We start from the raw sequence: 24,201 nt of genomic DNA on the forward strand, positions 1-24,201 counted from the left end.
TTATTCGGATTTGCGGAGAAGCTACCGTAGGTCGCGTCAATAGTCTCGCGAATATTTCAGGCGGACGTCCGATCCGCCCTGCGAGCCCGTCGCGGTCAGCAGGCTGAGCGTGCGGGTCAATGCGATCTCCAGCTGCGTCGCGGTATAGCCACGCGCGTCGGTGACGATCTCCACATAGATGTTGTCGGTGATGTATTTGCCCGCGGCGAGGCTGGTGCCGCGTCCGGTCGCCTGATCGGCGCCGAGCACGCGCAGCCGGTCGAAGCCCGTCGCCGAGCGCAGCTTGCCGAGCGGGTTGAGTCCACCGCCCGAGCCACGCAGCGAATTGAGCGCGCTCGCCAGCTGGATCGCCTCCGTCGCCGACAGGTTTTCGGGGTTAGTGCCGAACAGCAGGCGGCTCAGCACCTCGTCCTGCGGCAAGGCGGGCGTCGAGGTGAAGGTGATCTGCGGGCGCTGGCCGGTGCCCGTGATCTGGATCACCGCGGTGATGCCATTGACTGTCGTGGTAGCCTGGATGTTGATGTCGGGATCGCTCAGCGCGCCGCCGTTGAAGCGGATCGTGCCGCGATTGACCTCGAACCGCTTGCCCGCGAACGAATAGGTGCCGCGGACGAGATCGAGCCCACCGGTCACCACCGGCGCCGCCGATGTGCCGCCGACATGCAGCTTCATCTGCCATTCGGATTCGAGGCCCATGCCCGACACGAACAGCTGGTTGGGCGCACTGACGTTGAGGTCGAGGCGGATCGTGCTGACCGGTGCCGGCGTCGGGCGGTCAGTGGGCCGCGGGGTGACGATCTGGCTCTTGCGCCGCACGCCCGTCAGTTCGGGCACCTCGGCCGCGCCCTGACGGATGATCTGATAGCGTGCCTCGGGAATGGTAAGATTCCCCTGCAACAGCCCGCCATCACGGCCGTGCGTGAAGCGGATCGTGCCCGACGAGGTCGCCGCGACCGCATCGCTTTTCGCGAGCTGCGCATTGTCCAGCCGCGCGCGCACGTCGACCGGGAAGCCGGCATCCGCTGCCAGGCCGATCGTACCCTGCGCCTGCACCGTGCCGCTGCCCGCCCGCGCGGTGAGGCCGGTGAGTTCGAGCCGGTCGTTGTTGAACCGCGCCGCGACCTTCATCTGCGACAGGCGCGTGCCGAAGGTTTCATTATCGTAGGTCAGATTGTCGGCACGGATCAGGCCGTTGAGCTGCGGTGCCGAGACGCGACCGGAGAAGTCCGCGGCGACTGCGATCGGTCCGGACAGCTGTTGGTTGGGCAGCGCGGCTAGGCTGAACAGCACCGCCGACGGGCCGTTATAGCGGATGCCGCCACCAAGCGGCGCCTGCATCAGCCGCGTCGTCCACGACCCCGCGCCCGGCGGCAGCGGCCGCAGCGTCGCGAGCAGGCGCCCGATCGCCATCGGCCCACGCTTTACGAGCGCCCGCATCTCGCCACCATCGGGCAGCAGCTTGCCGATCACCTGCACGTCGACCGGCTCGGACACGGCCGACAGGCCGGTGCGCTGGAAATTGGCGATCGTCAGCCGCGCATCGGCCGCCGGGATCGCCTGCCCCTGCTGACGATAGTCGAGGCTGCCAGTCACGGCGCCCGATACGCCCAGATTCGGCACGAACGCCGACAGGATCGACAGGTTGAGCGAGTCGAGTCGTGCCTGCGCCGCGGTGACGCCGCCGCCGAACGATCCCGCAAGGCGTGCCGAACCGGCGTTGGTGCCCTGGCCGAAATCGATCCGCGTCGGCGCGAGCGTATAGACACCGCGAGCCGCCGTGATCCGCGCCGGCGTTCCGGTGCGGAACGGGATGCCGTTCGCCTGCCCCTGCGCCGCGACCAGATAGGCATCGGGCGACAGCCGTGCGTTGATCGCCAGACGCAGCGGCACGCCGCTCGATCCGTTGAGCACCGCCTGCGCGGTGCCGCGACCGCCGGCATAGTTCACCTTGGCGCGCATCGCCTGGATGACGAAGGCATTGTAGCGCGTATCGCCCACCTGCACGTCGGCAACCACCTGCGGTGCCTTGGGGACCATCACGACGCTGGCGTTGACGATGGCGCGACCGATGGTGAAGTCCGACTGGCCGGGAATGGTGGCGTTGAATGCGCGTGCGGCGACGTCAGCGCGCTGATAGCCGCCCTGATCCGCCAGACGCACATTGCCGGTGATGCCACGGCCGGCGAACTGCAGCGCGCCCGCGAACGGCCCCGCCGGTGTGGCGGCGATCCGCCCCTGTCCGACGATCCCGGCAAAGACGAGGCGGTTGACGTCCACCGTCAGCCGCGGGCTGGGCCGCACGAGCACATCGGCGGTGAAGGGCCCATAATCGGTGCCGCCCTTCGCGGTCACGGCATAGGCGCCGCCGCGCCCGACGATCCGCGCATCGACATCGATCAAGCCAACGCCGAGCCCCGGCCGTGCCGCGTGCAGCACGAGGACAGGTGCATCGGCGGTGCCGGTGATACGTGCCGTGACGGGGCCATATTGCGCCGAATAGGCATCGGCATTGACCGCGACGGCCCCGGTGCCCGGGTCGAACCGTCCTTCGCCGCGGGTGATGCGGAACTGTGGCGCGTTCATCCGAAGGTTGCGGAAGGTGACGATGCCTTCTGGGCTATAGCCGATGTCGCTGCGGACGATCGCATTGCCGCCCAGGAAATCGCGCACGCCGCTGTTGAACAGCTGCTTGGTCTGCGCGACGACGCGGCCAGTGATGCCGAACCCGCCGCGCGCACCGGGCACCAGCTTGGCGTCGGTGGTCAGGTCGATGATGCCGATGCTCTCGACGCGGTAATTGTTGACCCGCCCCTTCAGCGCGCCGGTGTAGCGGCCCGTCTGCACGTTCGCGACGACCACCGCGGTCGCATCGATGTTATCGGACCGGATGCGCAGATTATCCGACAGGATATTGGGCATCGAAATGGCAAAATCGCCATTGATCCGCACATTGTTCGTCAGCCCACCGACGGCCGCATTCAGACCGGTCACGCGGCGCGCGCGCGCATTGACGGGCACCAGGATGCGATCGGCATTCACCCGCGCCAGCCCCTCGGCATAGACGGTCTCGACCGTCGTCGTGCCGAAGCCCAATGCCGCCGCGCTGACCTTATAATCCACCGTCGGCGTCGCAAAGGCGCCATCCAGCACCAGCCGCGCCATCACGTCACGACCGCGCAGGTTGGGTGCGATCGCGCCCGGCGTCAGCAGTCGTGCATTGACCGCGAAGTTGCCGAAGCGGCTGTTGGCCAGATCGAGCAGACCGCCTGCATCCACCGCCAGCGCGTCGGACTTCAGCGTCATCCGCGTGTCCGCCTTGCGGTCGTTCAGCGTCGTATCGATCGCAAGGTCCAGCCGCGGCGCCGTCAACCGCTCGACCGGACCGGTCAGGTACAGGCCCGGGGTGGCAAAGCCACGCAGCTCGATATGGCCATTCTTGGCCGTGATGCCGATGTCGGCGAGCTGCCCCTGCCCCAGCGTCGCGAGCGCGCGACCTTGCCACGTCTGCCAGCTTCCGCGCCCGTCGACGCTCGCGGTCAGCGGCGCCTTCAGCGACGCCATCGTGGCCACCACGCCGCCGACGGGTGCCGACAGTTTGGCGTTCACGTCGAGCATGTTGCGATCGGGGACCGCATTCAGCGTCAACCGCAAGCGGTCGCCACCGGCGATCCCCGGCCCGCGCAACGCCGCGGCGTCCGCCACCAGCTGCGCGCGGCGATCGGCGATATGCACTGCGCCATCGATACGCAGCACATGCGTCTCGCCCGTCACCGGCTTCGCCAGCACCAGCCGGCCGATGTGCAGCCGGTTCACATCGATATCCAGGTCGGGCAGCAGCGGCGCGTTGGGGTCGCTCGGCGTCGCCTTCAATTCCGGCCGGCGCGCGAGCGTGACGAGATCGGTCGACAGCCCCCGCACGTCGACATGGTTGCGGGCGAAGGCGAACGGCCGCCAGTCGACGTCGAGCCGCGGGCTGGTGAGGAACACGCCCTTGGGATCGGCGACGCGCACGTCGCTCAGCACCATCTTGCCGTAGAGCGACCCGTCGATGCGCCCGACCTTGATGTTGAGGCCGGAGGCGGTCGTATAACCGCCGATACGGTTGGCGACGAAGCGGCGGCCGGGATCGGTATTGATCCCCAGCACGACGACGCCGACCAGCACGACGAGCGCGAGGATGGCGACCAGCAGCCACTTCAGGATTCGCTGCCACAGCGGGCGCTTCGCAGCCACGATCACGGCGGGTTCGGCGACGGCAGGTTCGGTGGCAGGCACGGGCGTGTCGTCGCTCATCAGTATGCCTGCCCGATCGAGATGTAGAGCGCGACGCGGCCGTCGCCCGGACGCCGGTTGAGCGGCGTTGCGACGTCGATGCGCATCGGCCCGAAATTGGTGTAGAAACGGCCGCCGATACCCGCACCGAACTTCAGGTCGGTGCCCTTGGGCAGGCTCGATTCATAGCTGTTGCCGGCGTCGAGGAACGGCACGATCCCGAAATTGCCGAAGCGATAGCGCGCCTCGATCGAGAATTCGTTGAGCGAACGTCCGCCGACCGGATTGCCCTGCGGATCGAGCGGCCCGAGCCGTTGGTATCCATAGCCGCGCACCGACCCGCCGCCGCCGCCATAATAGCGGCGCGACGGCGCTAACGCATCGCGATCGATGCCCTGGATCGACCCGGCTTTGGCGCGGCCGGCGATCACCAAGCTGTTCGACACGGGATAATAGAAGGTCCCTTCGATCATCGTGCGCACGTACGGGCGCACGCCGTCGCTCACCGCGCCTTCGGGGCTGAGGTTCAGGCGCAGGCGATAGCCGCGCGTCGGGTTGAGCAGGCTGTTCGACGTGTCCCATTCGACCTGCGCCGGCAGCGCGACGATGCCATAGTTGCGCCGCACCCGGTCACCCCGCGCGAAGTCGAACACGCTCTCGTTGGTCGCGACCAGCTCGCCGCCGTAATAATAGGTGAAGCGCTTCTGCCAGATCGGCGTCGACACATAGCTCCAGCGGCCGGAGATGGTCGCGGTATACGCCTCGAACGCGTCGTAATTGTTGTGGTTGGCGCTGGCGAAGGCGAGGAAGGTCTTGTCGCGCTTGCCCGCGTTCGAGCGGCGGAAGGTCGCCGACAGACCCTGTTCCTGCGTACCGGCGACGATCGTCCCGATCACCGCGCCCTCTGGCGGGAACAGGTTGCGATGGGTCCAGCTGCCCTCGGCCTTGAAGCCCTGCCCGGTCGAATAGCCCGCGCTGCCCGCCAGGCTGCGGGCCGGCCCTTCGGTCTGCCGCACCAGCAGGTCGACCGCCTCGGTGCCGTCGGCGTTGACGCGCCCGGTCTTCTCCGGCTGCACCGACAGGCTGGAAAACAGCCCCGTCGCGACCAACGCGTCGCGCAGATCGTCGGTCTTGCGGCTGTCGTACAGGTCGCCGCTCTTGAAGCGCGGGAAGACGTTGAGGTGGTCGAGCCCGAAGACCGGATCCCCGGTGGTCACCAGTTGCCCGAAGCGCGCGCGGGGGCCGGTATCGACCGGCAGCGTATAGGCGCCGGTCGCCTTGTCCGACTGGTCGTCGAGCAGAATGTCGCGGTCGCCGACCTTGACGAAGGGATAGCCCTGTTGCGGCAGTACCAGGCTGACGTTCGCCTCCGCCGCCTGGATGCGCGCGGCCTCGATCGGATCGCCGACCTTCAGCGGCAGGTTGCGCGTGATGAGGTCGGCCGGGATGACCGGCTGGGCTTCGACCTTGATCGACGACAGGCGATACAGCCGCCCCGGGGTCGCCGTGACGGTGGCGCGCAGACGGCCCGAAGGTTTGCCGTCGGTGCCGGGCTCCGCCTCGATCAGCGAAATCGCGGTGCCGTCATAATAGCCGAGCGACTTCATCAGCCGCACCGCCAGCCCCTCGTCCTCGCGCGCCCGGGCCGCGACCTGGGTTGCATTCGCCGCCTTGCCCTTGCCCTCCTGCAAGGCGGACAACGACTTGAACTCGTCCTCCAGCCCCAGTTTCTGCAAGCCGGTCAGCACCGTGTCGTACCGGATTTCGGGCGCGTTGGCGCTCTTGACGTCGGCGGCGGTTTGCAGCGGCGTCGTATCGAATTGCGTCAGCGGGGTCAGCGGCTGCGCCAGTTCGGGATTTTCCGCCGCGGCGGGGGGCAGCGTCGCATCGCCTTGAACGGCGCCCGCCTGTCCAGCGACCTGAACCTGAGGTATAGCCGCCTTCGCGGCATCCTTCGGCATGGGTTCCAGCGGCGCGTTGATGTCGCCGCTCAGCGTCGGCAATGCGGCGTCGAACGCGGAATCGGGGATGATCGGCCCGGTGTCTACCGCGGGATCGTTCGCGGTCGTCGGGATCGCCTGATCCTTGACCTTCGGCGCATCGGGACCTTGCGCGGGCGCGGTGCCCTGCTGCTGGTTGAACTGAGCCGATGCCGGCGTCGCGGCGAGCAGCGCGACGGCAAGCCAATAATGTCGTCCGGTCAATACTCGCACGCGGTAACGTTCCCCTTTTCGAGAGCGTTCGCGTTCGAATACACCCCCAAGCGCTTGGACAACGCCGAAGCGCGGTTTTGGTTGCCCGGCCTGAGGTTCTTTCTGTCAGCGACCCAGACTTATACCGCCGCCCGCGATCCCATCAGGACCGGATTTGCCGCTTGATGGCCGCGGGGATCGCCTTGCCATACGGCGGCTTGATCCCGGCGAGCTTGGCGACATCGATCCGCGGCTGCCGCAGCACCGCCTTGGCGTGACTGAAGGTACGGAAGCCGTGGATGCCGTGATAGCTGCCCATGCCCGACGGCCCGACGCCACCGAACGGCAGATCCTCCATCGACACGTGAAAGACCACGTCATTCAGCGTCACCCCGCCCGAGATCGTCCGGTCGAGCACCTGCCGCTGTTCGGCGGCGTCCCCGCCAAAATGATACAGGCCCAGCGGCCGTCCCCCGCGGTTGATCCGGTCGATCGCGGCGTCGATCCCGTCGTACCGGATGATCGGCAGCACCGGGCCGAAGATCTCCTCCTGCATCAGGATCATGTCGTCGGTCACGTCCCGAACGATATGCAGCGGCATCTTGCGCCCGTTGGCGGTCGCGATGGCCTCGTTCGCCGGATTGACGACCTCGACGCGCGCGCCTTTGGCGCGGGCGTCCTCGATCCAGTCGGTCAGGCGCTGGTGATGCCGATCGTTGATGATCGCGGTGTAATCGGGATTGTCGAGCAGGGTGGGATACATCGCACTCGCCGCGCGGGTCAGGCCGTCGACGACCGCCTGCTCCTGCGCCTCGGGCACGAGCACATAATCGGGCGCGAGGCAGATTTGCCCGGCGTTCAGCATCTTGCCCATCGCGATCCGCTCGGTGGCGCGGGGCAGGTCGGCGCCCTTGCCGATGATCGCGGGGCTCTTGCCGCCCAGTTCCAGCGTCACCGGCGTCAGATTATCGGCGGCGGCGTGCAGGATGTGTCGGCCGATCCCGGTCGCACCGGTGAACAGCAGGTGATCGAACGGCAGCGCGGCAAAGGCTTGGCCGACATCGGCACCGCCGCTGACGAACGCCAGCTCGTCGGTCGCGAAATAGCGCGGCGCCACCTCTTCGAATAACGCCGCTGTGGCGGGCGTGAAATCGCTGGTCTTCACCATCACCCGGTTGCCCGCGGCAAAGGCGCCCGCGATCGGCCCCATCACCAGATTGACCGGAAAATTCCACGGCGCGATGACACCGACCACGCCCTTGGGCTGATATTCGATCCAGCCCCGCGCGCCCAACAGGCCCAGCGGGAATTCCAGCTTGCGCTTCTCGCGGCGCATCCACCGATCGACGTGTTTCAGCGCATAGGCGATCGGCGCGATCGAGCCGGCGATGTCGGTGACCATCGATTGATAGGGGCTGCGATGGCCGAAATCCTCGCTCATCGCCGAGCAGAATCGGTCGCCATGGTCGCGGATCATCGCGGCCGCGCGGCGCAGCCGATCCTTGCGGGTCGCGGCATCGATCGGCAACTCCGCGGTGAAGGCGCTGCGCTGCGCCGCGAGGATATCCGTCAGCGTCATGCCGCACATCCGATCAGGCCAGCGACCGGCACCACGACACCGTCGGCGCCGGGACGATCGATCTGCAACGCGCCGCTCGGCACGCGGGCGCCCGCGGTCAGTCCCTCCTGCTGGACCACGTCCATCGTCAGCCGCGCGCTCATTCCCTCACCCCGATATTCGGTGCTGGCCGCAAACCCCAGCGGCGCCGTGCCGCTGACCGCGCTGCGTGCCAGATCTATGGTCTTGCCCCCGACCGACACCCGCAACGTCGCACGGTCCACGCTCGCCATGGCGACCAATTGGCGATCGGCGGTGCTCCATAGATAGGCCGCACATCCCTTGGTGGGCAGCGCCTGCTGGCCGATCGGCCCCAGCAGGGGCGACGCCCCGGACACGATGGGCGGAACGGCCGGCGCGGCCGCCTGGAGTGCGAGGGCGAGCAACGGTGCGATCATCATGCCGCAAATGCTATCATGGCGAGCCACGCCGCGTAAGCCGCGACAGCGAGCAGCGCACCGAACGGCAGCGGCATATCCGCCGTGACCTTCGCCCCCCTCACCCGGGCAAACAGTGCGACACCGAGGCCGATCAGGCTCGCGATCACGAGCACCGCCGGCAGCATACGCCAGCCAAGCCACAGGCCGATCGCGCCCATCAGCTTCGGATCGCCTCCACCCATCCCGTCGCGCCCACGCCACCGCCGATAGCCCCAGGCGATCGCGGCAAGCGCACCATAACCGGCAACGCCGCCGATCAGCCGCTCGTCCAGCGCCGGCGCAACACCCGCCAAGCCTGCGGCAAGCCCCGCTACGGCAAGCAGACCGGTCAGTCGATCGGGCAGCCAGAAGGCGCGCACGTCGAGCGCCGCGAGCGCCAGCAGCAACCAGCCGAACACGGCACCGGCCACGCCATTCCACCCCGGCGCGGCGAACCCCGCCAGCACGCCGATCGCCACCGCCGCCAGTTCCACGCCCGGATGCCACGGATCGATCGGCGCCCCGCATCGCCGACAGCGGCCCCGCTGCACGATATAGCTCATCACCGGCACCAGCTCGCGCGGGGTCAGCGTCGCGCCGCAGGCGTCGCAGGCGGAGCGTCCCCGCATCACCGACCGCCCCTCTGGCCAGCGGATCGTAAGCGCCGCGATGAAACTGCCCAGGATTGCGCCGAGAACGCCCAGCCCCAGCGGCCACAGGGCCACGGTCACGTCAATCCTCCGCAGGCTCCGGACTGCGGAGGAGGTAGCGGTAGACCCCGAGCAGATCGATGCCGAGCAGCACGACATTCTGCGATCCCAGCGCCCAGTCGCGCATCAGCACCGCGCCGGTGATCCACGCGATCGCCGACAGGCAAAACAGCGCCATCGCCCAGCCGGTATCGCGCCGCCCCCAATCGAGCGCCACGACGGCCGCGGCGATCATCCCACTGATCGACGCAAACCACCGTAAAGGCTCGATAAATTCTTCCACCCCGCCACAAAGCGCCGGGCGGTGTTTGTATCCGTGCGGCGATCATTGCCCCCGATCCTCCCACCCTTTAGATCACCGGCCCAGTAGAAACGCAGGAGAGCCTATGTCCACCGATCCCGTCGTCATCCTCGGCTACGCCCGTACGCCGATGGGTTCGTTTCAGGGCGCACTGTCGGGTGCGACCGCCACGGAACTCGGCGCGGCAGCGGTGAAGGCCGCCGTCGAGCGCGCAGGCGTATCGGCCGAGGCGGTCGAGCGCATCTACATGGGCTGCGTTTTGCCCGCCGGCCTCGGCCAGGCACCCGCGCGGCAGGCGGCGATCGGCGCGGGCCTCGGCACGCATGTCGAAGCGACGACGGTCAACAAGATGTGTGGTTCGGGCATGCAGGCCGCGATCATGGGGGCCGAAGCGCTCGCCGCTGGATCGGTCGACCTGCTGGTCGCGGGGGGCATGGAGAGCATGACCAACGCCCCCTATCTGTCCAAGGCCCATCGCGGCGGCGCGCGCATCGGCCATGATCGCCTGCTCGATCACATGTATCTCGACGGGCTCGAGGATGCGTACGAACCCGGCAAGCTGATGGGCAATTTCGCCGAGGATACCGCGGCCGACTATCAATTCACGCGCGCCGCGATGGACGATTATGCGATCCGCTCGCTCACCCGCGCGCAGGCCGCGCAAACCTCTGGCGCGTTCGATCGCGAGATCGTCCCCGTCGAGGTGAAGGGGCGCAAGGGCTCGACCACCGTCGCGCTCGACGAACAGCCCGCCAAGGGCGACATCGCCAAGATCCCGACTCTGAAGCCCGCCTTTTCGCGCGACGGCACGATCACCGCGGCCAACGCCTCGTCGATCTCCGACGGCGCCGCCGCGCTGGTGATGACCCGCGCCAGCGTCGCCGAGCGGCTGGGGCTGAACCCGATCGCGCGCATCGTATCGCATGCCGCGCACGCGCATGCGCCGGCTTTGTTCACCACCGCCCCCGTCTTTGCGATGCGCAAGGCGATGGAACGCGCCGGCTGGAGCCGCGACGACATCGACCTGTTCGAGGTGAACGAGGCGTTCGCCGCCGTCTCGATGATCGCGATCCACGATCTCGGCATCGACCCCGAGCGGCTCAATATCCATGGCGGCGCCTGCGCGCTGGGCCATCCGATCGGCGCGAGCGGCGCGCGCATTCTCGCGACGTTGCTGTCGGCGCTGGAGACGACGGGCCAGAAGCGCGGCCTCGCATCGCTGTGCATCGGCGGTGGCGAAGCGACGGCGATGGCGGTGGAGCTGCTGTAACGGCGACGGTTTCGGGCGGGGCACGCCAGGCGCTTGCCCCGCCCCTTTACCGCCGATCGGCAGGGCGCAGCATCGACCAGAAGCGCGGACCGTCGCGTCCGACGCGCCATTCGTCGATCACCGCAAACCCCACGCTCGCATAGAATCCCAGATTACGTTCGGTCGCGGTCTCCAGATAGCAGGGCGTTCGCCCCGCCGCCCGCTCCAACCCGGCCACCAGCGCGCGTCGACCGTAACCCCGGCCCTGCGCCGCGGGATCGCACCCGGCGATGTGCAGATACCAGAAGTCACCCTTCGGCATATGCGCCTCTACCGCGCCGCTGACCTGCAAGGCGCGTGGTATGGCCGTCCCCAGGGCGCCCGCGAAGGGTAGCAGATGGCGGACGATCTCGCCCCACCCCATGGCGGCCCGCCCCGGTCCGCGCCACAGCGTCGCCGCCTCGCCGCCCTCGCTCACCAGCCGCATCCCCGCAGCACCGTCGCTGTCGTAGAGCAGCTTGAACAGCCGCGGCAGCTGCCGTGCCCGCGTCGCCGGATCGGGAAAGATATATCCGAATGCCGGATCGTCCTGAAAGGCGCGCGCCAGCATGCCGGCAACCGCACTCCGATCGCGTCCCGTCGCAAGCCGCATAACGTCAGGGCACCACTGTCGTGAACAGATAGGCGGCGAAGATGACGAGGTGGACGACCCCCTGCAAGATCGTCGTCCGCCCGGTCCCGAGCGAGATCGTCGTCACGAACAGCGACAGCGCCAGCAGCGTCATCGCCTTGGCGCCAATGCCGAGCGCCAGCGGCAACCCCAGCACCAGGCTGACGATCGCCACCGCGGGAATCGTCAGGCCGATCGTCGCCAGCGCCGATCCCAGCGCGAGGTTCAGGCTGGTCTGCAACCGGTCGCGCCGCGCCGCATTGAACGCCGCGAGGCTTTCGGGTGCCAGCACCAGTCCGGCGATCATCACGCCGACCACCGCCAGCGGCAGGCCCGCTGAGATCACCGCCTGTTCGATCTTCGCCGACAGCCCCTTGGCGAGCAACACGACGACGACCAGCGCGACGAGCAGCACGCCGAATGCCGCCCATGCGGCCTGGTCGCTGGGCGGCGCGACATGCGCCTCCGGCTCGACATCGCCGGCGGGCAGGAAATAGTCGCGGTGCCGCACCGTCTGCACCAGCACGAACGTGCCGTAGAGGACGAGGCTGACCACCGCGACGAAGATCAGTTGCGAGGGGGCATAGGTCGGCCCCGCCGCACTGGTCGTGTAATTGGGCAGGATCAGCGACAGGACGGTCAGTGCCGCCAGCGTCGCCAGCGCCGCGCTGATCCCGCGCAGCGTGAAGCGCTGCTCGCCGTGCATCACCCCGCCGGTCAGCAGGCACAGCCCGATGATGAAGGTCAGGATGATCATGATCGCGGCGAACACCGTGTCGCGCGCCAGCGCGGACACGTCGCCCGACCCCGACACCATCAGCGATACGATCAGCGACACCTCGATCACCGTCACCGCGACCGCCAGCACCAACGTGCCGAAGGGCTCACCGACACGGTGTGCGACGACTTCGGCCTGATGCACCGCGGACACGACCGCCCCGATCAGGATCACCGCAGCGGCGATCAGCCCGATCGTCCCCATGGCATAGAGCGACACGAGCACCGCCGGCACGCCCACGATCGGAAACGCCAGCGACCACAGGGGCAATCCCAGCCACCCCTTGCCACCCTGCGCCACCGTGCCGTCGTTCGCTGCTCCTGCCACGTCTGTCATCGCCTCCCGGATCGTTACGCAAAGCCAATGCTCCAGCGCCGCGAAAGCTCCCCATGACGAGCGCCTCGCGCGGAACGGCCTCACCTGCCGCTGCTCTAGGTTGCACCTCGCGATCGGAGGCAATCGCGCGCCCGGCCCGCGCTATCGGGACAGGCAGCTCAAGACGGCGACGGAGGAGATCGGCCATATCGTGATGCTGGCAACCGCCGTCGCCCTCAACCCCGACACGGCGCCTGCCTCGCTACACGGTCATTTGTCCATTACGATCAGAAGCGCTGGGAACAGGTTCTGCAGGATGTGGACCGAGGCGACGATGGCCATGGCGCGCCAGGCGCCGTGGGGGCGCCATGTGACGTAGAGTGTCGAGAAGATCAGGAACGGCCACCAGATCACCACGCCCCACCAGGGCGAGGACAGGCTATGCGCGATGCCCCATAGCAAGGCACTGGCGATCACCGCATGCCAAGGCCGCAGGAAGCGGAGCAGCAGGCCGAGGACGCCGGCCATGATCAGCGTCTCGACCACGGGGCTGAACAGCGCGATCAGGAACAGCTTGGTGGCGCCCGAGACATCGCCGAAGTCGGGGCCGCTATTGTCGGGCGCGATACGGGCGACGATCCAGCCGATCAGCGTGCTGCCAGCGATCGTCAGCAGCCAGCCGACCAGGATCGCCAACCACGGCCGTTCGTCGCGAAACAGCACGCGTGGCAGGATCGCGAGCGGCCCCGCACCGCCGCGCCAGCCGGGGCTCTGGGCCGGTGCCGTTTCGATCCGGGTTCCTACCACGCATTGCTCCTGTGTCGTCGGCGCCGGTTATGGCGGACGGGGCGTTAACGACGCGTGTGGGCGGCGGGTCCTTGGGGGGCGCGACATAGCCATCCCCGCCTCGTCACCCCGGACTGGTTCCGGGGTCCACCGAGCCGCAAGGGTGCCAATAGAGCCTCTGGCCTTCCCCTCGCCGCGGGGTGGACCCCGGACCAAGTCCGGGGTGACGCCGTGGGGAGGCAGCCCTCGCCCGACACACGCAACTGCTCACAATCTCTAACGAAAAAGGGCGCCGCTTTCGCGACGCCCCTTCCCTTGCCGTCTTACAATCTTACGCCGCCGCGCCGGCGCCGTCCTTCTTCTTTTCGGCATAAACGCGGATCGGTTCCTTGCGGCCCTCGATCACGTCCTTGTCGATCATCACCTCGTCGACGCCGTCCATACCGGGCAGTTCGAACATCGTGTCGAGCAATATACCCTCCAGGATCGACCGCAGGCCGCGGGCGCCGGTCTTGCGCTCGATGCCCTTCTTGGCGACCGCAACCAGCGCATCGTCGGTGAAGCCCAGTTCCACCTGCTCCATCTCGAACAGCTTCTGGTACTGCTTGACCAGCGCGTTCTTCGGCTCCTTCAGGATCTTGACCAGAGCCTCCACGTCGAGGTCTTCCAGCGTCGCGATCACCGGCAGACGGCCGACGAATTCGGGAATCAGGCCGAACTTGAGCAGATCTTCCGGCTCGGTCTGGCGCAGATACTCGCCAGTCCGCTTTTCTTCCGGCGCGGCGACATAGGCACCGAAGCCGATCGACTTGCCCTGCAGGCGGTCGCCGATGATCTTTTCGAGGCCACTGAACGCACCGCCGCAGATGAACAGGATGTTCGTCGTGTCGACCTGCAGGAATTCCTGCTGCGGATGCTTGCGGCCACCCTGCGGCGGCACGCTGGCGGTCGTGCCCTCCATCAGCTTCAGCAGCGCCTGCTGCACGCCCTCACCCGACACGTCGCGGGTGATCGAGGGGTTTTCGGCCTTGCGGCTGATCTTGTCGATCTCGTCGATATAGACGATGCCGCGCTGCGCCCGCTCGACATTGTAATCCGACGCCTGGAGCAGCTTGAGGATGATGTTCTCGACGTCCTCGCCGACGTAGCCCGCCTCGGTCAGCGTGGTCGCGTCGGCCATGGTGAACGGCACGTCGAGAATGCGCGCCAGCGTCTGCGCGAGCAGCGTCTTGCCGCAGCCGGTCGGGCCGACGAGCAGGATGTTCGACTTGGCGAGCTCGACGTCAGCGCCCTTCGCACCGTGGTTCAGGCGCTTGTAGTGGTTGTGGACCGCCACCGACAGGACGCGCTTCGCCTGCTTCTGGCCGATGACGTAATCGTCGAGGACGTTGCAGATTTCCTGGGGCGTGGGGACGCCGCCGTCCTTCTTGCTGACGAGTGCCGACTTCGTCTCTTCACGGATGATGTCGTTGCACAGCTCGACGCACTCGTCGCAGATGAACACGGTCGGTCCCGCAATGAGCTTGCGCACCTCGTGCTGCGACTTGCCGCAGAACGAGCAATAGAGGGTGCTCTTCGAGTCGCCACCGCTCAATTTCGTCATTCACACTTCCTTGTCGCGGGGCTTTCCCCGCTGGTGAGGCCGGTCATGGTAGACCGGCCGGTACGCATATCACAACGTCGAAAAGTCACTAAAGTCACGCCCAGGCGTGTTCTCAGGCCGCTTGGGCGACGTCTTCGGCCGGGGTCGGACGCTTGTCGAACACCTCGTCGACAAGGCCGAACTCCTTGGCTTCATTGGCTTCCAGGAACGTGTCGCGGTCCATGCGACGCTCGATCTCCTCGAGCGGCTGGCCGGTGTACTGCGCGTACAGGTCGTTCATCCGCTTGCGGATGCGCAGGATTTCCTTGGCCTGGATTTCGATGTCGCTGGCCATGCCCTGCGCGCCGCCCGACGGCTGGTGGATCATGATCCGCGCGTTGGTGAGCGCGACGCGCATGCCGGGTTCGCCGCTGGCGAGCAGGAAGCTGCCCATCGACGCCGCCTGACCGATGCACACCGTGCCGACGCGCGGACGGATATACTGCATCGTGTCATGGATCGCCATGCCCGCCGTGACGACACCGCCCGGCGAGTTGATGTACATGAAGATGTCCTTCTTCGGGTTCTCGGACTCGAGGAAGAGCAGCTGCGCGGTGATCAGGCTGGCCATGCCGTCCTCGACACCGCCGGTGACGAAGATGATCCGCTCGCGCAGCAGGCGGCTGAAGATGTCGAACGAGCGTTCGCCGCGGTTCGACTGTTCGATCACGATCGGCACGAGGCCAGCCTGGGTCTGCCGCAAGCCAAGGCCTGCGCGCCCCAGATGGTTCGCGAAATCGCCGGTCTCGAACGGATTGTGCATGAAAGTCTCTCTTATGCCCTTGAGGCCGCCAACATCGGCGCTCGCGCGGGGGAGTTCAAGCCCCGCTTTGGGGCGCCTTGTGTCCCAGATAGGCAAGCCGGCGCACCTCGCGCCGGCCGCGCACCACCGTGTCGAGGATCAGCCCCGCAAAGCCGCACAGCGCGGCGATGATCATCAGCCCAGTGATGAGCACCGCGGTGGGGAAACGCGGCACCAGATGCGTGTGCATGTACGTGATCGCCAGCGGTACGCCGAGAATGATCGCCACCGCCGCGAACAATGCGCCGATCGCGCCGAAGAACAGCAACGGCCGTTCGATCCGGTAGAGCGTCAGGATGGTGTTGAGGATGCGGAAGCCGTCGCCATAGGTGCTGAGCTTCGACGCCGACCCTTCCGGACGCGCGTAATAAGGCGTTTCGATCTCGGCACAGGGCATTTTGAGTTCGAGCGCGTGGACGCTGATCTCGGTCTCGATCTCGAAGCCCGACGACAGCGACGGGAAGCTTTTGACGAACCGACGCGAAAAGACACGATAGCCCGACAAGATGTCGGTGAAGCTGCGCCCGAACAGGCGCGCGAGCATGCCGGTGAGCAGCGCATTGCCGAAGCGATGGCCGCGGCGATAGCTTTCCTGCACCTGGCTCACCCGGCTGCCGACGATCATGTCGCATTGCTCGGACAGCAGCCGCGTGACCAGCGCCGGTGCCGAGGCCGCGTCATAGGTCGCGTCGCCGTCGGCCATCACATAGACGTCGGCATCGATGTCCGCGAACATCCGGCGGACGACGTTGCCCTTGCCCTGGATGCGTTCGGTGCGCACGACCGCGCCAGCCTCACGCGCGACGGCGATCGTCGCGTCGGTGGAATTGTTGTCGTAAACGTAGATGGTCGCATCCGGCAGCGCGGCGCGAAAGCCGGCCACCGTCTGTCCGATCGCGGCGGCTTCGTTGTAACAGGGCAGCAGGACTGCGATCGTCGGCTGCGTCACGATGCTCATGCCTCCACCCTCACGGAGCCGTATACCCAGATACTCGTCATCCCGGCGGACGCCGGGATCCATGGATACGGAACATCGGGAGCGGGTCCACCGCCAGCCGCGCGCGTCCATGGATCCCGGCGTTCGCCGGGATGACGAAGAAGGGAAGAGGGCCGCAGCCCCCTCCCCCGATCATGATCAGCCTTCGGTCTTCGCCGCGGCCTTCTTCGCGCGCGGCTTCTTCGCCGGCGCGTCGGCGGCTTCGGTTCCCTCGGCGGCTTCGGCCGCTTCCGGCGACGATTCGGTCACCGCGGTTTCGACCTCGACCGGAGCGGCAGCCTTCTTGGCGCGCGGCTTCTTGGCGGGAGCCGCCTCGTCACCGGCAGGCGCTTCGACCGCGCCGGCGTCTTCGCCCTTGGCGGCCGGCTTCTTCGCCGCGGCCTTCTTGGCGGGCTTGGCTTCGCCGCCTTCGTCCTTGGCGCCCGCGTCGGCCTTCTTCGCCGACTTGCGCGGCTTGTGGTTGTCGTGGTCGTGGCTGTGCGTGCCGGTGGCGAAGCCGTCTTCGCTCTCGATCGCGGCTTCCAGCTCTTCGCGGGTCGCGTCGCGGTCGGTCACTTCGGCCTTGCCGAACAGGAAGTCGACGACCTTGTCCTCATACAGCGGCGCACGCAGCTGGGCGGCCGCCATCGGCTCCTGCTGGATATACTGGATGAAGCGACGCTGGTCCTCGCCGCGATACTGCTGCGCGGCCTGACCGATCAGGCGGTTCATTTCCTGCTGGGTCACTTCGACGCCATTCGCCTGGCCGATTTCCGACAGCAGCAGGCCCAGACGCACGCGGCGCTCGGCGATCTTGCGGTAATCGTCGCGCTCGGCTTCCATCTCGGCCATCGCCGCGGCGGGGTCTTCCTCGTGCGTCGCCTCATGCTCCAGCTGCTGCCAGATCTGCGCGAATTCGGCTTCGACCATCGACGGCGGCACTTCGAAATCGTGACCTTCGGCGAGCTGGTCGAGCAGCTTGCGCTTCATATGCGTGCGGGTGAGGCCGTTATGCTCCTGCTCGATCTGACCCTTGATCAGGCCACGCAGCTGCTCCAGGCTCTCGAGGCCGAGGTTCTTGGCCAGATCCTCGTCGATCTTGCTCTCGCCGGCGACCTGGATCTTCTTGACGGTGATGTCGAACGTCGCGGGCTGGCCGGCCAGTTCCTTGGCGCCATAATCTTCCGGGAAGGTGACATTGAGCGTCTTTTCCTCGCCCAGCTTCACGCCGACGAGCTGGTCCTCGAAGCCCGGGATCAGGCGACCCGAGCCGAGCTCGACGCCCATATCGGTGCCGGTGCCACCGTCGAACGCAACGCCGTCGCTGGTCTTGCCGACGAAGTCGACAGTGACGAGGTCGCCCATCTCGGCCGCCTTGTCCTCGGCCGCATCGTCCCACTTCTTCGACTGGTCAGCGAACTTCTGGAGCTGCTCGTCCACCGCTTCGTCGGCGACGGGCACGGTCAGACGCTCCAGCTTCAGCGCGTCGATCGCCGGGGTCGGCACGGCGGGGAGCACTTCCATCTCGACGGTGACGACCGCGTCCTTGCCCGGCGCGTAATCGTCGTTCAGCGCGACCGAGGGCTGCATCGCGGGGCGCAGCTGCTTGTCGGCGATCAGCGACTGCACGCCTTCCTGGATCGCGCTGTTGAGCGCGTCGGCGGCCAGCGCCTCGCCGTGCATCTTGCGCACCAGGTTCACGGGCACCTTGCCGGGACGGAAGCCGGGCATCTTCACCTGCGGCGCGACGCGCTTCACTTCGGCATCGACCTTGGCATCGATGTCCTTCGGCGTGATGGTCAGCGTGTAGGTGCGCTTCAGGCCCTCGTTCAACGTCTCGACAGTCTGCATATCCGGCCTTCAATCTTGAGAAATCTGACGAAAAATCTTTAGCTGCCGTCCCGCGCTCGGAGCGGCGGGACTGGTGCGGGCGAAGGGACTCGAACCCCCACATCTTGCGATGGCAGGACCTAAACCTGCTGCGTCTACCAATTCCGCCACGCCCGCACGAAGGACCCGCCGATAGGAATCCCATCGAAGCGGTACTTCGAAGGGCATTCCCTTGGGCGCGCGTCTATACCAGCACGGCGCGTGCAAGCAAGGGGCGCCGCAACCCGCTGGGCTGCGGGACGTTTGGCGGGGTGAAGGAGAGTGTCACCATGGCCACCCAGCCCCCACCCGAAACGCCCGCCCAGCCCAGCCAGCCGGTCCAGCCGAGCGCACCGCCGCCCGAAATCACGCCGCCGACGCCCGACGTCGACATCCCCTCGCCCACCACGCCCGCCGGCGACCCCGGCACGTCGCAACCGGCGGAGATCTGATATGACCGATCGGCATAACGACACGGTCGAGGCGCTGCCGGACGATGCGCCCGAGAACAATCCGGACGCGCTGCGGGCAGACGAGCGCAGCGATATCGAACAGGCGGTCGAAGCACGCGCCGACGCGGTCGCGCGCGGCGAAGGCGGCCCGGAGCCGGTGCGCTTCACGGACACCGGCGAATTCGACGGCAACAGCGGCACCGGCGGCGAGGTCAAGAACCAGGACCTGACGCAACAATAACGCAACTGGGGCGGCCCACGTTTCGGCCGCCCCCTCGTTAGGTCACCGCCCCCGCCTCAAGGCTTGACCGCAATCCCCACCGGCACCCGCCGCGCGGTGATGACCTTCACCGCCGCCACAGGCACCTCGCCCTTGAACGATCCCTGGATCGTCGCGGTCGGCGATACGGGTGCGTCCATGATCTTCGTTACCACATCCATCCCCTCGACCACGTGGCCGAAGGCGGCATAGCCCAGATTGTCGCCCGGTTTCGACGGATCGGCGTCGAGCGAGGCGCGCTGATCGCCCACGCTGATCGTAAAGTCGCCGCGTGCGGTGCCGGGCGCGAAGCGCGCGACCGACAAAGCGCCATCGGTGTGATGCAGCCCGGTCTGCGTCGTGGGTTCATGTTTGATCGGCGGCAGCACCCGCTTGGGATCGCCGTTGGCGCCGAACTGCACGAAGCCGAATTTGTCCGCGACCTTGACCGCACGGTAGAAGACGACGCCATCCAGCCGCTTGCCGTCGACATATTTCAGGAAATTGCCGGCCGTGATCGGCGCAGCCCGCGTATCGGCTTCGATGACGATGCGGCCGGCCGTGGTGTCGAGCGCAACGCGCGGGAGCGGCGTGGAGGGTGCCGCCTCCTGTGCGATTGCGGGCACGGCCATAATCGCCAACGTCAGAAGCCAGGCCTTCATCACGAGTCTCCTCAACGCTCACTCCGTACGTGTTCCGGTGTTCATCGTCCCACGCATCTCTCTGCCGGTGATCCTGCCCAACAGTGGACCCCGGAACAAGTCAGGGGTGAGAAGGACCAGTGGCAACGGCACCGCGCCGCACCATGCGCAGATCAGGCGAAGTGCTCGATCCCCTCGCCGGCCACCGCGACCCACGCCAGCTTGCTCTCTTCGAAGATCGACAGCGTTGGGGTCGGCGCATCGTCATCGGCAAAGGCGCCGATGGGGATTGCCGGCATGTCCTCATAGCCTTCGTTGACGAACAGGACGGTCGCGCCGCAGCTCGGACACCAGCGAAACCAGGCGCGACGGCCGCTGTCGCCCACGCGTTCCCACGTTTGGAACGCACCCGCCAGCGTCACCGCTTCGGCGGGAAAGCGCGCCTGCGCGGAGAAGGCGCCGCCGGTCAGTCGCCGGCACCCGCGGCAATGGCACACCGACACCCGCACCGGATCGCCCGTGCAGGTCGCGGACAATTGTCCGCACCGGCACCGGGCGATCCGCGTGGCCATCAGCCGGCGAGCGCTTTCTTGAGCAGCTCGTTGACGACGCCCGGATTGGCCTTGCCGCCCATCGCCTTCATCGTCTGGCCGACGAAGAAGCCGAACAGCGCTTCCTTACCGCCGCGATACTGTTCCAGTTGGCCTGGGTTCTTCGCCAGCACCTCGGCGATCACCGCCTCAATCGCGCCGGTGTCGCTGGTCTGCTTGAGCCCACGGTCCTCCACGATCTTGGCCGGCGCCTCGCCCGTTTCCAGCATCACCTCGAACACCTGCTTCGCGAGGCTGCCCGACAGCGTCCCGTCGGCGACCAGCGCCAGCAGTTCGGCCGCCTGGGTCGGCGACACCGGCGATTCGGCGATACCCTTGCCGACGCGATTGAGCGCGCCGAACAGTTCCGACGTCGTCCAGTTCGCCGCCGCGACCGGCTTCGCGCCCGCGTCGAGCAGCGCGTCGAACCAGCGCGCCGCCTCCACCTCGGCGGTCAGCACGCCCGCCTGATAGGGCGAGATACCGGCGGCTTCGTAGCGCGCACGCTTGGCGTCAGGCAGCTCGGGCAGGCTGGCGCGGCAATCCGCCAGGAACGCCTCGTCCAGCTCGAGCGGCAGCAGGTCGGGATCGGGGAAATAGCGGTAATCGTGCGCGTCTTCCTTCGAGCGCATCGACCGCGTCGTGCCGGTGTCCGGATTGAACAGGCGCGTTTCCTGCACGATCGTGCCGCCGCTCTCCAGCACCTCGACCTGGCGCAGCGCCTCATGCTCGATCGCCTGCATCACGAAGCGCACCGAATTGACATTCTTCGTTTCGGTGCGCGTGCCGAATTCGTCGCCCGGCTTGCGGACCGAGACGTTGACGTCGGCGCGCATCGACCCCTGATCCATGTTGCCGTCGCAGCTGCCGACATAGCGCAGGATCGAGCGCAGCTTGGTGAGATACGCCCCCGCTTCGGCCGGCGATCGCATGTCCGGCCGGCTGACGATCTCCATCAGCGCGACGCCCGAACGGTTGAGGTCGACATACGACCGCGTCGGATGCTGGTCGTGCATCAGCTTGCCCGCGTCCTGCTCGACGTGGATGCGCTCGACGCCGATCGTCTTGGTCGCGTCCGGGTTCTTGTCGTCCGGCGCGATCTCGACCGCGCCCTCGCCGACCAACGGATGGTAGAGCTGGCTGATCTGATAGCCCTGCGGCAGATCGGCGTAGAAATAGTTTTTCCGGTCGAACCGCGACCATTTATTGATCTGCGCGTCGATCGCCATGCCGGTGCGCACCGCCTGGCGGATGCACTCCATGTTCGGCACCGGCAGCATGCCCGGCATCGCCGCATCGACCAGGCTGACCTGCGTGTTCGGCTCCGCGCCGAAGGCGGTCGCGGCGCCCGAGAACAATTTGGCGTTGGACGTGACCTGGGCGTGGACTTCCAGGCCGATCACGACCTCCCATTCGCCGGTGGCGCCCTGGATGCGATAGTCGCTCATGTTCGATTCCGATGATGAAGATAGTTGATCGCGGTCAGCGCGACGTTGCTGCCGAGCAGCGCGACGACCCAGCAGCCGGCCAGGATGCGCAGGATCGCGCCCTCGAAGCGCAGCACCGTGCCTTCGTGATGCGCGAAGACCGCGGCGATCAGCGCGAGGATCAGGAAGATCGCGCTCAGCCGGAATTCGCCGCGCAGGATCAGGCTGTTGCCGACCGACAGCCCCAGGATGAACACCGCCAGCGCGATGAAGAATCGCGCGAGCACGTGGTGGTCGAACGGATGGTTGTCGATCTCGGCGAGCGAGATCCCGACATAGGCGCTGAGGATCGCCCCGAACGCGACGTTAAGCGCGGCCTGCGCCTCGCGCAGCATCGCGACGTTGCGTGTCGTGAAGGTCCGGTCGGTTACCACCACGATCCCGGCCGCGCGACGAAGCCCGCACGCTCCTCGATCGCGAGCCCTGCGTTCAGCACGCCCTGCTCGTCCAGCGCCTTGCCGATGATCTGCAAGCCCAGCGGCAGACCGTCCTTGTCGAGCCCGCCCGGCACGCTCATCGCCGGCAGGCCCGCAAGGCTCGACGGCACGGTGAACACGTCGTTGAGGTACATCGCCAGCGGATCGGCCGACTTGTCGCCCAGCGCGAACGCCGCCGACGGCGCGGTGGGCGCCAGCAGCACGTCGCACTGCTGCCAAGCCCGCTCAAAGTCGCGCGCGATCAGCGTCCGCACCTTCTGCGCCTGCGTGTAATAGGCATCGTAGAAACCGGCCGACAGCACATAGGTGCCGATCATGATCCGGCGCTTCACCTCGGCGCCGAAGCCCGCGGCGCGGGTCGCGGCATACATGTCCTGCAACCCCGCGCCCTCGGGCAGGTCGCGCAGGCCGTAACGCACGCCGTCATAGCGCGCGAGGTTCGACGACGCTTCCGCCGGCGCGATGATGTAATAGGCCGGCAGCGCGTACTTGGTGTGCGGCAGCGACACTTCGACGATCTCGGCGCCCGCGTCCTTCAGCCAGTCGATCCCCGCCTGCCACAGCGCCTCGATCTCGGCAGGCATGCCGTCGACGCGATATTCCTTGGGGATGCCGACGCGCTTGCCGGCGAGGTTGCCGGTCAGCCCCTGCTCCCACTTGGGCACGTCGAGCTGCAGCGACGTTGCGTCCTTCGCGTCGAAGCCCGCCATCGCCTCCAGCATGATCGCGCAGTCGCGCACGTCACGCGCCATCGGCCCGGCCTGATCGAGCGAACTGGCGAAGGCGATCGTGCCCCAGCGCGAACAACGACCATAGGTCGGCTTGATCCCGCTGATGCCGGTGAAGGCGGCGGGCTGGCGGATAGATCCGCCCGTGTCGGTGCCGGTCGCACCCGGGCACAGGCCCGCCGCGACCGCCGCCGAGCTGCCGCCCGACGATCCGCCGGGGGCGAGCGGCGCGTCGCTGCCCGGCTTGCGCCACGGCGACACGACGTTGCCGAACGCGCTGGTCTCGTTCGACGAGCCCATCGCGAACTGGTCCATGTTCAGCTTGCCGAGCATGCCCGCACCCGCGTCCCACAGGTTCTGCGACACGGTCGATTCATAGGTCGGCGTGAAGCCTTCCAGGATGTGGCTCGCCGCGGTGGTGGCCACGCCCTTGGTGCAGAACAGGTCCTTCATGCCGATCGGCACGCCGGCCAGCGGCTTCAGCGTCTCGCCGGCAGCACGCGCGGCATCGGCGGCCTTGGCTGCAGCGAGCGCATGGTCGGGCGTCTCGACCAGGAAGGCGTTGAGCGGCTTGGCCTTGGCCACCTTCACCACGAAGGCGTCGGCGACCTCGACCGCAGAAAAGCTGCCGGCGCGCACGCCGTCGCGGATCGCGGCGATGCCCAGATCGGTCAGGTCGGTCATTATTCGATCACCTTGGGAACGGTAAAGAAGCCGTGCTCCGCCTGGGGGGCATTGGCCATCAGGGCGTCACGGATGCCGCCGCCGGTCAGCGGATCGGCGTTCACCACGTCGTCGCGCAGGCGCAAGCTATTGGGGATGACCGCGGTCATCGGCTCGACGCCGGCGGTGTCGACCTCGCCCAGTTGCTCGATCCAGCCGAGCAGGTTGCTGAGTTCGGGGGCGAGGCGGCCGGCGTCCTCGTCGGTGATCGCGATGCGCGCGAGCGCGGCGACCTTCTTTACGGTGGCGGTGTCTACGGACATGCCGAAGCGGCTACACCAAGCC

At 67.4% G+C, this 24,201-nt stretch carries 22 protein-coding genes and 1 tRNA gene; 3 read left to right on the plus strand and 20 right to left on the minus strand.

The window, feature by feature from the left end; all coding sequences use genetic code 11:
- Positions 1-36 precede the first annotated feature (36 nt).
- The 6 genes from ACP7A3_RS14850 to ACP7A3_RS14875 form a co-directional block, all read right to left on the minus strand.
- Positions 37-4,293 carry a translocation/assembly module TamB domain-containing protein gene (locus tag ACP7A3_RS14850; protein ID WP_426256356.1) on the minus strand — a complete coding sequence of 1,419 codons (4,257 nt, stop codon included), beginning with the start codon at positions 4,291-4,293 and terminating at the stop codon, positions 37-39.
- Entirely contained in the window at positions 4,293-6,476 is a 2,184-nt protein-coding gene (locus ACP7A3_RS14855; RefSeq protein ID WP_426256448.1) for a BamA/TamA family outer membrane protein, read from the minus strand. The genes ACP7A3_RS14850 and ACP7A3_RS14855 overlap by 1 nt, the downstream gene beginning before the upstream one ends.
- 151 nt (positions 6,477-6,627) lie before the next feature.
- Entirely contained in the window at positions 6,628-8,043 is a 1,416-nt protein-coding gene (locus tag ACP7A3_RS14860) for a coniferyl aldehyde dehydrogenase (protein WP_426256355.1), read from the minus strand.
- Positions 8,040-8,483: a hypothetical protein gene (locus tag ACP7A3_RS14865; RefSeq protein ID WP_426256354.1), complete on the minus strand. Its 444-nt coding sequence runs from the start codon at positions 8,481-8,483 to the stop codon at positions 8,040-8,042. The genes ACP7A3_RS14860 and ACP7A3_RS14865 overlap by 4 nt, the downstream gene beginning before the upstream one ends.
- The gene (locus ACP7A3_RS14870; RefSeq protein ID WP_426256353.1) at positions 8,480-9,232 is read right to left on the minus strand and encodes a prepilin peptidase; all 753 of its coding nucleotides are present in this window, start codon (positions 9,230-9,232) and stop codon (positions 8,480-8,482) included. Before ACP7A3_RS14870 ends, ACP7A3_RS14865 begins: the two co-directional genes overlap by 4 nt.
- 1 nt (position 9,233) lies before the next feature.
- On the minus strand, positions 9,234-9,446 hold the full coding sequence (locus tag ACP7A3_RS14875; RefSeq protein ID WP_331361318.1) for a hypothetical protein: 213 nt from the start codon (positions 9,444-9,446) through the stop codon (positions 9,234-9,236).
- 151 nt (positions 9,447-9,597) lie between these two features.
- Between ACP7A3_RS14875 and ACP7A3_RS14880 the strand changes: the two genes are divergently transcribed.
- Positions 9,598-10,782: an acetyl-CoA C-acyltransferase gene (locus tag ACP7A3_RS14880; RefSeq protein WP_426256352.1), complete on the plus strand. Its 1,185-nt coding sequence runs from the start codon at positions 9,598-9,600 to the stop codon at positions 10,780-10,782.
- 46 nt (positions 10,783-10,828) lie between these two features.
- On the opposite strand, the gene ACP7A3_RS14885 is transcribed toward ACP7A3_RS14880, so the two are convergent.
- From ACP7A3_RS14885 to ACP7A3_RS14920, 8 genes are all read right to left on the minus strand, one after another.
- Entirely contained in the window at positions 10,829-11,371 is a 543-nt protein-coding gene (locus tag ACP7A3_RS14885; RefSeq protein ID WP_426256351.1) for a GNAT family N-acetyltransferase, read from the minus strand.
- A 46-nt stretch (positions 11,372-11,417) separates the two neighbouring features.
- A complete protein-coding gene (locus ACP7A3_RS14890; protein ID WP_426256350.1) occupies positions 11,418-12,545 on the minus strand; it encodes a calcium:proton antiporter in 1,128 nt (375 codons plus the stop codon).
- Positions 12,546-12,794: 249 nt separating this feature from the next.
- Positions 12,795-13,331 (minus strand): hypothetical protein, encoded by a 537-nt coding sequence (locus ACP7A3_RS14895; RefSeq protein ID WP_426256349.1) that lies wholly within the window; start codon positions 13,329-13,331, stop codon positions 12,795-12,797.
- A gap of 310 nt (positions 13,332-13,641) precedes the next feature.
- Positions 13,642-14,913, minus strand: a complete 1,272-nt coding sequence (gene clpX, locus ACP7A3_RS14900) for an ATP-dependent Clp protease ATP-binding subunit ClpX (RefSeq protein WP_426256348.1) — start codon at positions 14,911-14,913, stop codon at positions 13,642-13,644.
- A 112-nt stretch (positions 14,914-15,025) separates the two neighbouring features.
- Positions 15,026-15,715, minus strand: a complete 690-nt coding sequence (locus tag ACP7A3_RS14905; RefSeq protein ID WP_426256347.1) for an ATP-dependent Clp protease proteolytic subunit — start codon at positions 15,713-15,715, stop codon at positions 15,026-15,028.
- Between the two features lie 55 nt (positions 15,716-15,770).
- Positions 15,771-16,712, minus strand: a complete 942-nt coding sequence (locus ACP7A3_RS14910) for a glycosyltransferase family 2 protein (protein ID WP_426256346.1) — start codon at positions 16,710-16,712, stop codon at positions 15,771-15,773.
- A 177-nt stretch (positions 16,713-16,889) separates the two neighbouring features.
- A complete protein-coding gene (gene tig / locus ACP7A3_RS14915; protein WP_426256345.1) occupies positions 16,890-18,581 on the minus strand; it encodes a trigger factor in 1,692 nt (563 codons plus the stop codon).
- Between the two features lie 71 nt (positions 18,582-18,652).
- Positions 18,653-18,737, minus strand: a tRNA-Leu gene (locus ACP7A3_RS14920).
- Positions 18,738-18,889: 152 nt separating this feature from the next.
- On the opposite strand from ACP7A3_RS14920, the gene ACP7A3_RS14925 reads away from it, so the two are divergent.
- Positions 18,890-19,051, plus strand: coding sequence for a hypothetical protein (locus ACP7A3_RS14925; protein ID WP_017978150.1), 162 nt, complete (start codon positions 18,890-18,892; stop codon positions 19,049-19,051).
- 1 nt (position 19,052) lies between these two features.
- Entirely contained in the window at positions 19,053-19,292 is a 240-nt protein-coding gene (locus ACP7A3_RS14930; RefSeq protein ID WP_426256344.1) for a hypothetical protein, read from the plus strand.
- A gap of 56 nt (positions 19,293-19,348) precedes the next feature.
- On the opposite strand, the gene ACP7A3_RS14935 is transcribed toward ACP7A3_RS14930, so the two are convergent.
- The 6 genes from ACP7A3_RS14935 to gatC all read right to left on the minus strand — a co-directional run bounded on the left by ACP7A3_RS14935 (position 19,349) and on the right by gatC (position 24,179).
- Positions 19,349-19,942, minus strand: coding sequence for a peptidylprolyl isomerase (locus tag ACP7A3_RS14935; RefSeq protein ID WP_426256447.1), 594 nt, complete (start codon positions 19,940-19,942; stop codon positions 19,349-19,351).
- A gap of 182 nt (positions 19,943-20,124) precedes the next feature.
- On the minus strand, positions 20,125-20,523 hold the full coding sequence (locus ACP7A3_RS14940; protein ID WP_426256343.1) for a GFA family protein: 399 nt from the start codon (positions 20,521-20,523) through the stop codon (positions 20,125-20,127).
- On the minus strand, positions 20,523-21,989 hold the full coding sequence (gatB, locus tag ACP7A3_RS14945; protein ID WP_043059947.1) for an Asp-tRNA(Asn)/Glu-tRNA(Gln) amidotransferase subunit GatB: 1,467 nt from the start codon (positions 21,987-21,989) through the stop codon (positions 20,523-20,525). Before gatB ends, ACP7A3_RS14940 begins: the two co-directional genes overlap by 1 nt.
- Positions 21,986-22,402, minus strand: a complete 417-nt coding sequence (locus ACP7A3_RS14950; RefSeq protein WP_241769117.1) for a hypothetical protein — start codon at positions 22,400-22,402, stop codon at positions 21,986-21,988. The genes gatB and ACP7A3_RS14950 overlap by 4 nt, the downstream gene beginning before the upstream one ends.
- Positions 22,396-23,877 (minus strand): Asp-tRNA(Asn)/Glu-tRNA(Gln) amidotransferase subunit GatA, encoded by a 1,482-nt coding sequence (gatA, locus tag ACP7A3_RS14955; RefSeq protein WP_043059949.1) that lies wholly within the window; start codon positions 23,875-23,877, stop codon positions 22,396-22,398. Before gatA ends, ACP7A3_RS14950 begins: the two co-directional genes overlap by 7 nt.
- Positions 23,877-24,179 carry an Asp-tRNA(Asn)/Glu-tRNA(Gln) amidotransferase subunit GatC gene (gene gatC, locus ACP7A3_RS14960; RefSeq protein WP_043059950.1) on the minus strand — a complete coding sequence of 101 codons (303 nt, stop codon included), beginning with the start codon at positions 24,177-24,179 and terminating at the stop codon, positions 23,877-23,879. Before gatC ends, gatA begins: the two co-directional genes overlap by 1 nt.
- Positions 24,180-24,201 lie beyond the last annotated feature (22 nt).

The organism is Sphingomonas sp. DC5200-1 (assembly GCF_049897245.1).
In the GTDB taxonomy this organism is placed as follows: Bacteria; Pseudomonadota; Alphaproteobacteria; order Sphingomonadales; family Sphingomonadaceae; genus Sphingomonas; species Sphingomonas aquatilis.

Coding starts and splice junctions, on each gene's coding strand:
- ACP7A3_RS14850 (WP_426256356.1), bottom strand. CDS start 4,293: ATGAGCGACGACACGCCCGTGCCTGCCACCGAACCTGCCGTCGCCGAA.
- ACP7A3_RS14860 (WP_426256355.1), bottom strand. CDS start 8,043: ATGACGCTGACGGATATCCTCGCGGCGCAGCGCAGCGCCTTCACCGCG.
- ACP7A3_RS14865 (WP_426256354.1), bottom strand. CDS start 8,483: ATGATGATCGCACCGTTGCTCGCCCTCGCACTCCAGGCGGCCGCGCCG.
- ACP7A3_RS14875 (WP_331361318.1), bottom strand. CDS start 9,446: ATGATCGCCGCGGCCGTCGTGGCGCTCGATTGGGGGCGGCGCGATACC.
- ACP7A3_RS14880 (WP_426256352.1), top strand. CDS start 9,598: ATGTCCACCGATCCCGTCGTCATCCTCGGCTACGCCCGTACGCCGATG.
- ACP7A3_RS14885 (WP_426256351.1), bottom strand. CDS start 11,371: ATGCTGGCGCGCGCCTTTCAGGACGATCCGGCATTCGGATATATCTTT.
- ACP7A3_RS14890 (WP_426256350.1), bottom strand. CDS start 12,545: ATGACAGACGTGGCAGGAGCAGCGAACGACGGCACGGTGGCGCAGGGT.
- clpX (WP_426256348.1), bottom strand. CDS start 14,913: ATGACGAAATTGAGCGGTGGCGACTCGAAGAGCACCCTCTATTGCTCG.
- ACP7A3_RS14905 (WP_426256347.1), bottom strand. CDS start 15,715: ATGCACAATCCGTTCGAGACCGGCGATTTCGCGAACCATCTGGGGCGC.
- ACP7A3_RS14910 (WP_426256346.1), bottom strand. CDS start 16,712: ATGAGCATCGTGACGCAGCCGACGATCGCAGTCCTGCTGCCCTGTTAC.
- tig (WP_426256345.1), bottom strand. CDS start 18,581: ATGCAGACTGTCGAGACGTTGAACGAGGGCCTGAAGCGCACCTACACG.
- ACP7A3_RS14925 (WP_017978150.1), top strand. CDS start 18,890: ATGGCCACCCAGCCCCCACCCGAAACGCCCGCCCAGCCCAGCCAGCCG.
- ACP7A3_RS14930 (WP_426256344.1), top strand. CDS start 19,053: ATGACCGATCGGCATAACGACACGGTCGAGGCGCTGCCGGACGATGCG.
- ACP7A3_RS14935 (WP_426256447.1), bottom strand. CDS start 19,942: ATGGCCGTGCCCGCAATCGCACAGGAGGCGGCACCCTCCACGCCGCTC.
- ACP7A3_RS14940 (WP_426256343.1), bottom strand. CDS start 20,523: ATGGCCACGCGGATCGCCCGGTGCCGGTGCGGACAATTGTCCGCGACC.
- gatB (WP_043059947.1), bottom strand. CDS start 21,989: ATGAGCGACTATCGCATCCAGGGCGCCACCGGCGAATGGGAGGTCGTG.
- gatA (WP_043059949.1), bottom strand. CDS start 23,877: ATGACCGACCTGACCGATCTGGGCATCGCCGCGATCCGCGACGGCGTG.
- gatC (WP_043059950.1), bottom strand. CDS start 24,179: ATGTCCGTAGACACCGCCACCGTAAAGAAGGTCGCCGCGCTCGCGCGC.